Below are 13561 nucleotides of genomic sequence, written 5' to 3'. Positions count from 1 at the left end.
CGCTGGTCCTCGGACCGGGTACCGCGCGCATACCCTGGAGACGTGCCAAAGACGAAAAAGGCGAAGACCGACAAAACGAAGTCGAAGAAGAAGTCGGGGAAGCCGGAGAAGGTGCTGAAGTCACGGCCGGAGAAGGAGCAGCCGGACGAGAAGGGGCTCGACTTCGCCCGCGCCTGGGTGGAGTTCCCTGATCCCGCGGACGACGAGCAGGTCTTCCGCTGCGATCTGACATGGCTGACCTCTCGGTGGAGCTGCATCTTCGGCAGTGGCTGCCAGGGCATCCAGGCGGGCCGGGCGGACGACGGCTGCTGCACGCTGGGCGCGCACTTCTCGGACGAGGACGACGAGAAGCGGGTCGCCGAGTCCGTGGCGCGGCTCACCCCGGACATCTGGCAGCACCACGACATCGGCACGGAGAGCGGCTGGGTGTCGACGGACGACGACGGCGAGCGCCAGACCCGCCCGTACAACGGCTCCTGCATCTTCCAGAACCGTCCCGGTTTCGCCGGCGGCGCGGGGTGCTCGCTGCACATCCTGGCGCTGAAGGAGGGGCGTGAGCCGCTGGAGACGAAGCCGGACGTGTGCTGGCAGCTGCCGGTCCGGCGGACGTACGAGTGGATCGACCGGCCCGACGACACGCGGATCCTCCAGGTGTCCATCGGGGAGTACGACCGGCGGGGCTGGGGCCCCGGCGGCCACGACCTGCACTGGTGGTGCACGTCGGCGACGTCGGCGCACGGTGCCGGTGACCCGGTGTACGTCTCCTACCGCCCCGAGCTGACGGAGCTGATGGGCAAGGAGGGGTACGACCGTCTTGCGGAGCTGTGCGAGGAGCGACTGGCGTCGCAGCTGCCCCTGCTTGCACCGCACCCTGCGGATCCTTCGCGGTAGACAGGATTTGTCCCCAACCCCGCCCCTTCCCGAAAACCGTGCCTGCGCCCCGGACCTACCTGGGGGCTCCGCCCCCAGACCCCCGCTCCTCAAACGCCGGAGGGGCTGGATTTCGGCCCCCGCGCCGAGCGGGTTTTCGGGAAGGGGCGGGGTTGGGGAAGAACTAGCTCTCACTCGGACTCGGGTCGCCGCTGTCGCTCGGCGGTGGTGTCGAACTCCCCGGGTCTGACGGCGTCGGCGTCGGGTCCGGGGAGGTCGGGGTCGGGTCCGGGGTTGAAGGCGTCGGGGTCGGAGTAGGCGTCGGCCTGGGCTTCGGTGGGATCGGGGTTGGCCGGGGGCCCGGATGCGTCGGGCGGCCCGAGCCGTTGCCGTAACCGCCGATCGAGATGATCGCCCCCGCGGGTGCGATGGAGACCCGTGCGCTCCAGTGGCCTGCCGGCTCCCGCTCGTGGTCGACGTACACCCGGATCGTGGACGTCTCCCCCGGTGCGAGCGTCCCGGATGTCCGGCTCAGGTAGAGCCAGGACGCCCCCGTGGTCGCCGACCAGTGGACCGGCTCGCCCCCGGAGGCGGAGAGCATGATCAGGGTCGTCCCGCCGCTCGGCTGCGCCTCGACGGTGAGGCGGCCCGCGCCGGTCGCCGAGCGTGACGGGGGCGATCCGGCGCTGATGACCTCCACGGAGACGTCCGGTGAGCGGCTGCCCGCGGTGAAGCGGGGGTCGGGCGGGGTGTGGGCGTTGCCCGCGTTCTCGTAGTCCTCGCGTCTGCGGTCGCCGTTCATCCCGTCGTCCCCGGCCTCGCTCGCGCTGACCGAGCGGCCGTCCTGGCCCTCTCCGGTGAGCGGCGCCCCGCGATACGCCGCCCAGAGCGCGAGCACCGGGGCGGCCACCACGGTGGCGACGACCGTCGTCGTCACGGCACGCGCGCGCATGCGGTCGCGGCGGGCGGCGTGGTCCTTGGGGTCCATCGGGAATCCCTGCCGGTCGAAGCGCGGACCGCCGCCCCGCGCGCGCGGGATGTGCGCCATCGCCACGTGCACGGCGGTCCGCGGGGCCTCGATGACCGGCAGCGCTGCCGGGGAGGCCGCCGTGCCGGGCCAGGCCCCGGATCCGGCGCGCTCGGCGGTGCGGCGGCAGCGGGGGCAGTCGTCGACGTGCCGGACGAGCTCGCGGCGCAGGGCCGTGCCGAGGAGGAGTTGGTTGTCGCCGGTGAGGCGGGCGACGATCGGGCAGGTGCCGGTCTCCACGACGGCGAGCGCGGCCCGGGTTCGCTCCACCTCGCAGGCGGCGGAGGCGAGGAGGTCGCGGGTCTGCACGAGGTCCATGCCGATGACCGCGGCGACTTCCTTGGGGGCGAGCTGGTGGCGTACGGCGAGCTCCAGGGCCTCACGCTGTTCGGGCGTCGTCCCTGCGGCCTCCGGCCAGGCCAGCTGGGCGAGTTCGCGGCGCCGCCGGCGCTCCGTCTCGTTCGGCGGTGTGTCGGAGTCGGCCGCCTTCGGGGCTGTCGGGGCTTGCGGGGCGCGGGGGGCCGCTCCGGAGGCGTGGGCGCCGCCGCCCTGCCGCTTGCGCTTGGCGTCGGCGAGGGCGCGCAGGCAGACCCAGCGGGCGAGTGCGTACAGCCAGGACTTCAGTTCGGCCTCGGTGTCGGGGCCGCGTGAGCCGCGGCGCTCGGCGATGGCGAGGACGTCACCCAGGGCGGCGGTCGCGGCGTCGTGATCGCAGAGCACGGACAGGCAGTACGTGAACAGGCCGTCCAGACAGGGCTCATAGCGTGCGGGGGGCGCCTGCGGCACCGAGCGGGGCACAACGCGCTGGCGCGCGTCACTATGCGCCCGGTGTGCGCCGGTTGCTTGGGTGGGGGTTTCCGGCCTGCTGCTCATCACCCGTGCGAAGTTAGGCGGATGATGCCGGGTCCCTCCTCCCCCTTGAGCACATTTAATCCTTACGGGTGAACAGATCCCTCAAAAGGGGACAGGAACCCATGATTCCGTGACCGCGGCCCACGGTGCGCCAGGGGCGGGAACGGCTCGCGTGCGCCACTGTCAGTGCCGCCCGCTACGGTTCGGTTCATGGCCACCCGTACGAAGACCGGCAACACCGGGAAGCAACGCCCGTCCTATCGCTGCACCGAGTGCGGCTGGCAGACGGCCAAGTGGCTCGGCCGCTGCCCCGAATGCCAGGCCTGGGGGACGGTCGAGGAGTATGGCGCGCCCGCCGTCCGCACCACCGCCCCCGGCCGCGTCACCTCGTCCGCCCTGCCCATCGGCGAGGTCGACGGCCGCCAGGCCACCGCACGCTCCACCGGAGTCGCCGAGTTCGACCGCGTCCTGGGCGGCGGCCTCGTCCCCGGCGCCGTGGCGCTCCTCGCGGGCGAGCCGGGCGTCGGCAAGTCGACGCTGCTCCTGGACGTCGCGGCGAAGTCGGCGAGCGAGGAGCACCGCACGCTCTATGTCACCGGTGAGGAGTCGGCGAGCCAGGTCCGGCTGCGCGCCGACCGCATCAAGGCGATCCACGACCACCTCTATCTGGCGGCGGAGACCGATCTCGCCGCCGTTCTCGGCCACTTGGACGCGGTGAAGCCGTCCCTCCTGATCCTCGACTCGGTCCAGACGATCGCGTCCCCGGAGATCGACGGTGCGCCCGGCGGCATGGCCCAGGTCCGCGAGGTGGCGGGCGCCCTGATCCGCGCGTCCAAGGAGCGCGGCATGTCCACGCTCCTGGTCGGCCACGTCACCAAGGACGGCGCGATCGCGGGTCCCCGCCTCCTGGAACACCTCGTGGACGTCGTCCTGTCCTTCGAGGGCGACCGGCACGCGCGCCTGCGCCTCGTCCGTGGCGTCAAGAACCGGTACGGGACGACGGACGAGGTCGGCTGCTTCGAACTGCATGACGAGGGCATCACCGGCCTCACCGACCCCAGCGGCCTCTTCCTCACCCGCCGCACGGAGGCCGTCCCCGGCACCTGTCTGACGGTCACGCTCGAAGGTCGCCGCCCCCTGGTGGCCGAGGTCCAGGCGCTCACCGTCGACTCCCAGATCCCCTCCCCCCGGCGCACCACGTCCGGACTCGAAACCTCCCGCGTCTCGATGATGCTGGCCGTCCTGGAGCAGCGGGGCCGCATCACCGCGCTCGGCAAGCGCGACATCTACAGCGCGACGGTCGGCGGCGTGAAGCTCTCCGAGCCGGCCGCGGACCTCGCGATCGCCCTCGCCCTGGCCAGCGCGGCGAGCGACACCCCGCTGCCGAAAAATCTCGTCGCGATCGGCGAAGTAGGCCTCGCGGGCGAGGTCAGACGGGTCACGGGAGTCCAGCGCAGGCTGGCCGAAGCGCACCGTCTCGGCTTCACGCACGCCCTCGTTCCCGCCGACCCGGGCAAGGTCCCGCCCGGTATGAAGGTCACCGAAGTCGCCGACATGGGGGACGCGCTGCGTGTCCTTCCGAGGTCGCGTCGCAGAGAGGCCCCACGGGAGGACGAAGAGCGCCGGTAGACTTTGCCCTGGTCTCGCCCATCCGTACGAAGCAGTCGTACGGACCGGGGCTTGGACAACCCGCGACCCGAGGAGTGCAGTGGCAGCCAACGACCGGGCGTCAGCTCCCGGCAAGCCCGGCGGAAGCTCCGGTGCCGAAGGGCTGATGCGCGCCTCCCTGAGCGCGGTCGCGCCCGGCACGGGCCTGCGCGACGGACTCGAGCGCATCCTCCGCGGCAACACCGGAGGGCTCATCGTCCTCGGCTGGGACAAGACCGTCGAGTCGATGTGCACGGGTGGCTTCATCCTGGACGTCGAGTTCACGGCGACGCGCCTGCGCGAGCTGTGCAAGCTCGACGGCGGCATCGTCGTCGACAAGGACATCACCAAGATCCTGCGGGCGGGCGTGCAGCTCGTCCCCGACCCGACGATCCCCACCGAGGAGACGGGCACCCGGCACCGCACCGCGGACCGCGTGTCCAAGCAGGTGGGTTACCCCATCGTCTCCGTCTCCCAGTCCATGCGCCTCATCGCGCTCTACGTGGACGGACAGCGCAAGGTCCTCGAGGACTCGGCGGCGATCCTGTCCCGCGCGAACCAGGCCCTCGCGACCCTGGAGCGGTACAAGCTGCGCCTCGACGAGGTGGCGGGCACCCTGTCCGCCCTGGAGATCGAGGACTTGGTGACGGTCCGCGATGTCACGGCGGTCGCGCAGCGCCTTGAGATGGTGCGCCGCATCGCCACGGAGATCGCAGAGTACGTGGTGGAGCTGGGCACGGACGGTCGTCTTCTCGCCCTCCAGCTGGACGAGTTGATCGCGGGCGTCGAGCCCGAGCGTGAACTGGTCGTCAGGGACTACGTCCCCGAGCCGACGGCCAAGCGCTCGCGCACGGTCGAGGAGGCGCTCTTCGAGCTGGACGCGCTGAGCCATGCGGAGCTGCTCGAACTGCCTACCGTGGCGCGGGCGTTGGGTTACACGGGCTCTCCGGAGGCGTTGGACTCCGCGGTGTCGCCGCGGGGCTTCCGGCTGCTCGCCAAGGTGCCGCGGCTGCCCGGCGCGATCATCGACCGGCTTGTTGAGCACTTCGGGGGGCTGCAGAAGCTGCTCGCTGCGAGCGTCGATGATTTGCAGACGGTGGACGGGGTGGGGGAGGCGCGGGCCCGGAGCGTTCGCGAGGGGCTCTCGCGGCTTGCCGAGTCGTCGATTCTGGAGCGGTACGTCTAAGCGGTGCTTCTAAGCGGTGCGTCCAGCGGGTGCGGGTGAGTGGGTGCGGGTGAGTGGGTGGTTGGTTTCCCGCCCACCCGTCCATCACTCGGCGGTCAGCCGTCCTCAAGTACGAACGAGGTCTTCACTGACCCCAGCCCAGGCGACTTGGCCTCGACGAGATACGTGCCCGGCGCCGCACTCCCCGCCGAAGGCGTCGCACACCGCGGCTCGCTCCCCCGGCGGTCCCACTCCACGGTGTGCGTGACGCGCCCCTCACCCGGCACCCGCAGCAACAGGCTCCCACCACCGGCGGGGCAGTCCGCCGAGGACCAGATCTCCTTGTCGCTCTCGGCCTGAGTGATCGTCAGCACCGTCTTCTTGCCGCCGAGATCCACCTTGCAGGCCTTGCCAGCGCTGTTCTGGGCGACGAGTTCGAACTTCGGCTTCTCACCGATCTCGTACCTGTTGTGGACGCTCCGCAGCTTCAACTTCACGTCGCCGCTCACACAGTTGGGCAGGCTCGACCCCGCGGGCAGCTGTCCGCCCGAACCGCCGCCGCCCTTGGCGTCGTCGTCCGAGCCGCTGCCGTCACCGCCGCCGGAGTCGCCCGAGCCGTCGGACCCCTCGGAATCGCCGGAGCCGCCGCCGGAGCCACCGGAGCCGGAGTCGCCGTCGCCCTCGTCGCCCGACTCGTCGCGCCCGCCCGGGTGTTCACTGATGGCGGGCCCGGAGCCGGAAGGTCCGGGAGTGATGGATGTGGCGGGGCCGGAGCCCGAAGGACCGTCGGCGCCGTCGTTCTTGCCCCCACCGCCCATGGTGAGCACCCACACGACCAGGAGCGCCATCAGCCCGATCAAGGACAGCAGAACGGCCCTCCGACGCCAGTAGATGGTGGAGGGAAGCGGCCCGACCGGATTGCGCAGAGATCCCACGGCCCAAACCTTACGAGACATCCGCGCGTTGTCCTGCCCCACCCGCCGCCCAGAGTCACAAAGTTTGCGGATCATCATCACGGAACGACTGGCTCCGCTTTCCGTACAGCCCGTACCCCTGTCTCCGTACACGCCCGTACCCCTGTCTTTCGTCAGGGGGTGTGACGGGTCGATCGCCGGGTGTGACGATTCGGACCCACTCCGTACCGTCCGTAATCATGGACACCATGGACGACGATCTCTATCGCGATGTCACCGACTTCGCCCACGACACCCCTACCTGGTTCCAGCACCTCGCCGAGGTGTGGACGGAGCTCGGCCTGCTGCTCTTCGGCGTGCTCTTCATCGTCGCCTGGTGGCGGGCACGGCGCGGCGACCCGCGCGCCCTCGCGATAGCTGTGCTCGCGCCCCTCGTCACTGCGGTGGCGTACGTCTGCAGTGAGTTGCTCAAGTCGGCGGTCGACGAGGAGCGTCCGTGCCGTGCCGTCGCCGGGGCGGTCACCTCGATCGTCGAGTGCCCGGCCTACGGCGACTGGTCCTTCCCCAGCAACCACTCGACGATCGCGGGCGCCGCTGCCGTCGGCCTCGCGCTCGCCTGGCCGCGGATCGCCGCGCTGACGCTGCCGATGGCCGTACTCATGGCGTTCTCGCGGGTGTTCGTGGGCGTGCACTATCCGCATGACGTGGCGGTGGGCCTGCTCCTCGGGGCCGCGCTCGCCTTCCTCCTCGTACGTCTGGCAACGCGCCCCGTGGGGCGCGTCGTCGAGGCGATGCGTGGTTCCTCGACGGGTGTAGTCCGGTGGTTCGCGGGACCGGGCAGCCCGACACCTTCCTCCGCTTCCTCCGCGACACCACAACGGCGGCCCGCGTCTCACCGCCGCTGAGACTCATGAGGCGGTGTCAGAGCCGCACAAGTCCCGCCTCGTAGGCGACGATCGCCGCTTGGACGCGGTTCTTGACCCCGAGCCGGTCGAGGACCGCGCTCACGTACGCCTTGACCGTGCCTTCGACCAGATGGAGCCGGGCGGCGATCTCCGGGTTGGAAAGACCCTCCCCGACGAGCCCGAGCACCTCGCGCTCGCGCGGAGTGAGTGCCGCGGTCCTGGCGCGGGCGTCGGCGCCGCGGACCGTGCGCTGTGCGCCGTAGCCGTCGATGACGTGGCGGGCCACCTTGGGCGAGAGGAAGGCGGCGCCGCCGGCCACCGCGCGTACGCCCGCGATGAGTTCGTGGGGGTCGCCGGACTTCAGGAGGAAGCCGGTGGCTCCGCCGCTCAGCGCTCGCGCGACGTACGCGTCTTCGGAGAAGGTCGTCAGCATCGCGACCGCGGTGCCGGGCACCGTCCGTGCGATCTCCTCGCCCGCGGTCAGGCCGTCGAGCCCCGGCATGCGGATGTCGAGCAGCGCGACGTCGGGCCGGTGGGCCTGGGCAAGCGCGATCGCCTCCCTCCCGTCGCCCGCCTCCGCCACGACCTCGATGGCCTCGCCCGCGCCGAGGATCGCGCGGACGCCCGCGCGGATCATCGCCTCGTCGTCGGCCAGCAGTACGCGGATCACCGCACCCACTCCTTCACTCCTTCTCCTTGGCGCTGGCCTTGGCTCCGGCCTTGGGGATCATGCTCTTCTCCACGACGGCTCCGTCCCTGAAACAGACCCTGAAGTGCGCGACGGTGACGAAGAGTTCACCGCTGGCGCGGTAGTAGCGACAGTCGGCGCCTTGGGGCGGCGGCGTCGGGGCGCGCTCCGCGGGCGGGTCGGAGGCGGTCAGGCCGGGGAGCAGGCGTTCGGCGTCGGCCTGGGCCTGCCCCACCGACAGCCGTGCGAAATCGGCCGGTTCGAGGACGGCGTGCGAGCGCGAGTACGCGTACCAGGCGAAGGCGCCGCCGACGAGCAGGGCCCCGGTGGCGAGGGCGGCGCCGAAGGCCAGCAGGGTGCGCCGGCGCGCGTACGCGAGGGAGGGGGCGGGGGCAGGGGCGGTCGGGCGCGGCTTCGGGGCTCCGTCGCTCCTCCTCGCCGGGAGGCGCGCGAGGACCCGGAAGCCGTCGCCGTGCGGGCCGGCTTCGAAGGTGCCGCCGAGGTCTTCGACCCTGGTCCGCAGGCCCACGAGACCGGAGCCTGCGCCGGGCCCCGAACCCGGCGCCTCGGCAGCACCGTTGGTGACGATGACAGCAGTCCCCTTCACCTCCACCGTGACGGGTGCGCCGGGGGCGTGTTTGGCGGCGTTGGTGAGGGCTTCCTGGACGATGCGGTAGACGGTGCGGTCGACCTCGCCTTCCGGCGGTGTCAATTCCGTACCCGTACCCTCACTCTCCCTCTCGCCCTCACCCTCACTCTCCACGACGTACCGGACCGGCAGCGTTACGGCGCCACGGTGCCGTTCCGGCAGATCGGCGGCCACTTGGAGTGCGCCGGCCCGCACCGCGATGAGGCTCAGTTCGTGTCCGAGGGAGTCGTGCATGTCCTGGGCGATCCTGGCCCGTTCGCGCAGCCGTGCCCGGTCGGCGACGATGCGCTGCTCGCGCTCCAGCTGGGCGGCGCGGGTCCAGCCGGCGGCGGCGAGTTCTCTTCCTTGGCGGAGGTAGCGGCCGGCGAGCCACGGGAAGACGGCGCCGAAGAGGAGGGTGCCCGTCAGGACGAGCCACTCCACGACGGGATCGACGTCGCGTACGAGGATTTTGGCGGTGCCGATGAGGGCGGTGGCCCCGAAGGTGAGGAGGGCGGGCCGGAGGTGGTCGGCCCTGCGTCCCATGAGCAGCGCGAAGACCGCGAGGGCGGGGCCGTACGAGAGCGTGAAGAGCGAGGGTGCCGCCGCGAGCCCCAGCCCTGCCGCCGCCACGAAAGCCCCCGGCGGCCAACGCCGCCAGACGGCTGCCGCCAGCCCCAGCACCGCGACCCCGGCAGCCTGCTGCCAAGCAGCCCGAGGCTCGTTCATCCCCAGGCGGTCCACGCTCAACGCGGGTATGACCAACGCTCCCCAGAGGAGGGCATCCCGCCCCCATGCACTCTCCACCCCCCGGACGCTACTGCCCACCCCCGGCAAGCACCCCTGCCGATAGTCATGCCTTGCCCCCCGACTCCCCGCTCCGCACAAGCTCTCCCACCCACCCGATCACCCCGCATCCGCCCCTCCACGAACAAGCTCTCCCGCCCACCCGCCCGATTACCCCGGGTCTCAAGGGGAATGGGCCGAGGTGGGTGGGCGATCCGCAGGCACGGGGTGGGTGGGCGATCCGCAGGCACAGGGGTGGGTGGGCGATCCGCAGGCACAGGGGCGGGCGGGCCATCCACAGGCACGGGGCCGGCCATCCGCAGGCACGGAGCGGGCAGGCCATCCGCAGGCACAGGGGCGGGTGGGCCATCCGCAGGCACAGGGCCGGCCATCCGCAGGCGCGGGGTGGGCGGGTCATCCGTACGCATCCGCAGTCGGCAGCGCTCGGGAGGGGACGTGCCGGTTTGTCTGCCCGGAGCACGGCTCCCGAAGTCTCCGGCGCCGAAGCAACCCAACGGCCACCGGACGATAGCGAGGACGGACATACCGGCGCGGCCCCGCCCCACAGCCGGAGCGACGCCGCAGCAACGCACGATGACCCGCAGTCGGCAGCCCACGCGAGGGGACGTGCCGGTATGTCTGCCCGGAGCACAGCTCCCGAAGTCTCCGGAGCCGAAGCAACCCAGCGGCCACCGGACGATAGCGAGGACGGACATACCGGCGCGGCCCCGCACCCACAGCCGCACCGACCCCGCACCCCGCACGCACCCGCAGACGGCCGCGAGACGCGAGGCAACCTGCTGCCGCCCGCTCCGGCCCCGAAGCCGCCCCGCAATTACCAGGCAACACCGACACACGCCCCGACCCCCCACCCCACCCCACCCCCAAAAGCGAAACGACGTCGAGAAGGCCCCGCCTGGCTCGCCCCCCGCCACCCCCGTGGCAGGATCGTCATGCCATGACTGCGCCCACGAAGCCCATGCCGCCCACGCCGCCCATGCCAATGTCAGACAGCCCCGAGCCCGCCGGCGAGGCCCTGCACAGCCCCGTCATCGCCTGGTTCGACGCCAACGCGCGCGATCTGCCGTGGCGTCGGGCCGACGCCGGACCCTGGGGCGTGATGGTCAGCGAGTTCATGCTGCAGCAGACGCCGGTCAGCCGCGTCCTGCCCGTGTACGAGCAGTGGATCGCCCGCTGGCCCCGCCCCGCCGACCTCGCCAAGGAAGCCCCGGGCGAAGCCGTCCGTGCCTGGGGACGCCTCGGCTACCCCCGCCGCGCGCTCCGGCTGCACGGCGCCGCCGTCGCCATAACGGAACGGCACGGCGGCGACGTACCGGCCAAGCACGCGCAGCTGCTCGCGCTGCCAGGCATCGGCGAGTACACCGCGGCGGCCGTCGCCTCCTTCGCGTACGGCCAGCGTCATGCCGTGCTGGACACGAACGTGCGCCGCGTCTTCGCGCGGGCCGTGACCGGCGTCCAGTACCCCCCGAACGCCACCACCGCCGCCGAGCGCAAGCTCGCCCGCGCCCTCCTCCCCGAGGACGAGCGCACGGCGTCCCGCTGGGCCGCCGCCTCCATGGAGCTCGGCGCCCTCGTCTGCACCGCCAAGAACGAGAACTGCGCCCGATGCCCCATCGCCGCGCAGTGCGCGTGGCAGACGGCCGGGAAGCCGGCGCATCAGGGGCCGGCCCGCCGGGGTCAGACGTACGCGGGAACGGACCGCCAGGTCCGCGGCAAGCTGCTCGCGGTGCTCCGCGAGGCCGTCGCTCCCGTGCCGCAGGCGACCCTCGACCGCGTGTGGGACGAGCCCGTGCAGCGCGCCCGCGCCCTGGACGGTCTCGTCTCCGACGGACTCGTCGAGCCCCTCCCCGACGGCCTCTACCGCCTCCCCCTCACCTGAGAGCAGCGGCCAAACCACAACGAAACGCCCCCGCTTTACGCCCCGCCTACTTCTGTTACACAACCGACGGAAGGCCGTGCGCCCCCCGCTGGCTGCTCCGCACAGCCTCGTGACAACGCCTCCGTAGCTTCATAGCCGTACCGCACAAGCAGCGGTGGTCGGTGAACGGAGGCGGTTAGGTATGGCGCACGGCGAGGTGCTCGAGTTCGAAGAGTACGTCCGCACTCGGCAGGACGCCCTGCTGCGCAGTGCCCGGCGCCTGGTCCCCGACCCCGTCGACGCCCAGGACCTGCTGCAGACCGCGCTCGTGCGGACGTACGGCCGCTGGGACGGCATAGCCGACAAGCGGCTCGCGGACGCCTATCTGCGCCGCGTCATGATCAACACGCGTACGGAGTGGTGGCGGGCCCGCAAGCTCGAAGAGGTCCCCACCGAGCAGATGCCCGACGCCCGCGTGGAAGACTCCACCGAACAGCACGCGGACCGCGCCCTCCTGATGGACATCATGAAGGTGCTCGCCCCCAAGCAACGCAGTGTCGTCGTGCTGCGACACTGGGAGCAGATGTCCACAGAGGAGACGGCTGCGGCACTCGGCATGTCCGCGGGAACGGTCAAGAGCACCCTGCACCGGGCGCTCGCACGGCTCCGCCAGGAGCTGGAGAGCCGGGACCGCGAGAGCCAGGACCGCGAGAGCCGGGACCGCGAGGAGCCCGCCACCGGCGCGCTCGAACGTGAGGAGCGGGAGCGTTGCGCGGCCTAAGCACCCGGGCTGGCAGGACCTTGAGGGCGGGGAGTGCGGCGGTGGTCGCGCTCGCCGCCATCGGCCTTTTCCTCACCGCCTGCTCGACGGGCGGCTCCGGCGCCCGCGACGAGGGCCCCGGCAACCGCGGCGAGACGGTGATGACCCCCTCGCCGTCCCCGACGCCGTCGACGACGTCCGCGCCCCCGCCGCCCTCCACCGGGGAGGCGGTGAAGCTCGTCAAGGCCGACCCGAAGGTGAGCCAGACGGTCAAGCGCGATCTGAAGCCCTGCGTCGGTGACGACTACCCCGTGGACGTCTCGTACGGCAACCTGACCGGAGGAGCCGCCTCCGATGTCGTCGTGAACATCATGACCTGCAGCGATGCCGTCGGCACCAGCAGTTACGTGTATCGCGCCGAAGGCAAGAAGTACGAGAATGTCTTCCAGGACGAGGAGCCACCCGTCTACGCGGAGATCGACCGGGGCGACCTGGTGGTCACCAAGCAGGTGTACGAGAAGGGTGACCCGGTGTCGTATCCGTCCGGCGAGGAAGTCATCACGTACCGCTGGACCTCGAACCACTTCACCGAGACGGACCGCACCCGCAGTCACTACAGCAGCGCGGCGGGCGGCGACGCACCCGCTCCGACGGAGAACTGAGAGCACCCGATGGCAGAGCACACTCATGTCCTGTTCGTCGAGGACGACGACGTCATCCGCGAGGCGACGCAGCTCGCGCTCGAACGGGACGGCTTCGTCGTCACCGCGATGCCCGACGGTCTCCAGGGCCTTGAGGCGTTCCGCGCCGACCGCCCGGACATCGCGCTGCTCGACGTGATGGTGCCCGGCCTGGACGGCGTCTCGCTGTGCCGCCGCATCCGCGACGAGTCGACGGTCCCGGTGATCATGCTCTCGGCGCGTGCCGACTCCATCGACGTCGTGCTCGGCCTTGAGGCGGGCGCCGACGACTACGTGACCAAGCCCTTCGACGGCGCCGTCCTGGTGGCCAGGATCCGCGCCGTGCTTCGCCGCTTCGGGCACGCGAGCGGCCCCGACTCGGGGGCGCCTGCCTCCGGTGACGGCGGTTCGCCGGACGGTGGTGTGCTGCACTTCGGCGATCTGGAGATCGACACGGAGGGCATGGAGGTCCGCAAGGGCGGAGCTCCCGTGGCGCTGACGCCGACCGAGATGCGCCTGCTCCTCGAATTCTCGTCCGCGCCCGGCACGGTCCTCTCCCGCGACAAGCTCCTGGAGCGCGTGTGGGACTACGGCTGGGGCGGTGACACCCGCGTCGTCGACGTCCATGTGCAGCGGCTGCGTACGAAGGTGGGCCAGGACCGGATCGAGACGGTCCGCGGCTTCGGCTACAAGCTCAAGGCATGAGCCGACGGCATGGCTGAACGCATGGCTGAACACATGACTGAAGGACTGACTGAAG

12 protein-coding genes are annotated in these 13561 nt (G+C 71.6%); 8 read left to right on the top strand and 4 right to left on the bottom strand.

Annotated elements, in window-relative coordinates:
* Positions 1-42 precede the first annotated feature (42 nt).
* Positions 43-891, top strand: a complete 849-nt coding sequence (locus E5671_RS26585) for a hypothetical protein (RefSeq protein ID WP_160506440.1) — start codon at positions 43-45, stop codon at positions 889-891.
* 163 nt (positions 892-1054) lie between these two features.
* Here E5671_RS26585 and E5671_RS26580 read toward each other — a convergent pair whose 3' ends face one another.
* On the bottom strand, positions 1055-2770 hold the full coding sequence (locus tag E5671_RS26580; protein WP_202121275.1) for a BACON domain-containing protein: 1716 nt from the start codon (positions 2768-2770) through the stop codon (positions 1055-1057).
* Between the two features lie 189 nt (positions 2771-2959).
* Here E5671_RS26580 and radA point away from each other — a divergent pair, with 189 nt between their 5' ends.
* Positions 2960-4378, top strand: a complete 1419-nt coding sequence (gene radA / locus E5671_RS26575; RefSeq protein ID WP_160506438.1) for a DNA repair protein RadA — start codon at positions 2960-2962, stop codon at positions 4376-4378.
* Positions 4379-4457: 79 nt separating this feature from the next.
* Positions 4458-5582, top strand: a complete 1125-nt coding sequence (disA, locus tag E5671_RS26570) for a DNA integrity scanning diadenylate cyclase DisA (protein ID WP_160506437.1) — start codon at positions 4458-4460, stop codon at positions 5580-5582.
* A 95-nt stretch (positions 5583-5677) separates the two neighbouring features.
* Here the strand turns inward: disA and E5671_RS26565 are convergent, their stop codons facing one another.
* Positions 5678-6496 carry a hypothetical protein gene (locus E5671_RS26565; RefSeq protein WP_160506436.1) on the bottom strand — a complete coding sequence of 273 codons (819 nt, stop codon included), beginning with the start codon at positions 6494-6496 and terminating at the stop codon, positions 5678-5680.
* A 218-nt stretch (positions 6497-6714) separates the two neighbouring features.
* Between E5671_RS26565 and E5671_RS26560 the strand changes: the two genes are divergently transcribed.
* The gene (locus tag E5671_RS26560; protein WP_160506435.1) at positions 6715-7380 is read left to right on the top strand and encodes a phosphatase PAP2 family protein; all 666 of its coding nucleotides are present in this window, start codon (positions 6715-6717) and stop codon (positions 7378-7380) included.
* 16 nt (positions 7381-7396) lie between these two features.
* Here E5671_RS26560 and E5671_RS26555 read toward each other — a convergent pair whose 3' ends face one another.
* Entirely contained in the window at positions 7397-8050 is a 654-nt protein-coding gene (locus tag E5671_RS26555; RefSeq protein WP_160506434.1) for a response regulator, read from the bottom strand.
* 13 nt (positions 8051-8063) lie between these two features.
* Positions 8064-9425: a sensor histidine kinase gene (locus E5671_RS26550; protein WP_160506433.1), complete on the bottom strand. Its 1362-nt coding sequence runs from the start codon at positions 9423-9425 to the stop codon at positions 8064-8066.
* A 1015-nt stretch (positions 9426-10440) separates the two neighbouring features.
* On the opposite strand from E5671_RS26550, the gene E5671_RS26545 reads away from it, so the two are divergent.
* The 4 genes from E5671_RS26545 (at position 10441) to cseB (ending at position 13506) form a co-directional block, all read left to right on the top strand.
* Positions 10441-11382, top strand: coding sequence for an A/G-specific adenine glycosylase (locus E5671_RS26545; RefSeq protein WP_160506432.1), 942 nt, complete (start codon positions 10441-10443; stop codon positions 11380-11382).
* 181 nt (positions 11383-11563) lie between these two features.
* Positions 11564-12142, top strand: a complete 579-nt coding sequence (locus E5671_RS26540) for a SigE family RNA polymerase sigma factor (RefSeq protein WP_160506431.1) — start codon at positions 11564-11566, stop codon at positions 12140-12142.
* Complete coding sequence (locus E5671_RS26535; protein WP_160506430.1) at positions 12130-12783, top strand: hypothetical protein; 654 nt, start codon at positions 12130-12132, stop codon at positions 12781-12783. Before E5671_RS26540 ends, E5671_RS26535 begins: the two co-directional genes overlap by 13 nt.
* A gap of 9 nt (positions 12784-12792) precedes the next feature.
* Positions 12793-13506, top strand: a complete 714-nt coding sequence (gene cseB, locus E5671_RS26530) for a two-component system response regulator CseB (RefSeq protein WP_160506429.1) — start codon at positions 12793-12795, stop codon at positions 13504-13506.
* Positions 13507-13561 lie beyond the last annotated feature (55 nt).

Source organism: Streptomyces sp. BA2 (genome assembly GCF_009769735.1).
Classification (GTDB): domain Bacteria; phylum Actinomycetota; class Actinomycetes; order Streptomycetales; family Streptomycetaceae; genus Streptomyces.
Note: the sequence above shows the minus strand (reverse complement) of the source record. Positions and strands in the feature narration are given on the sequence as shown.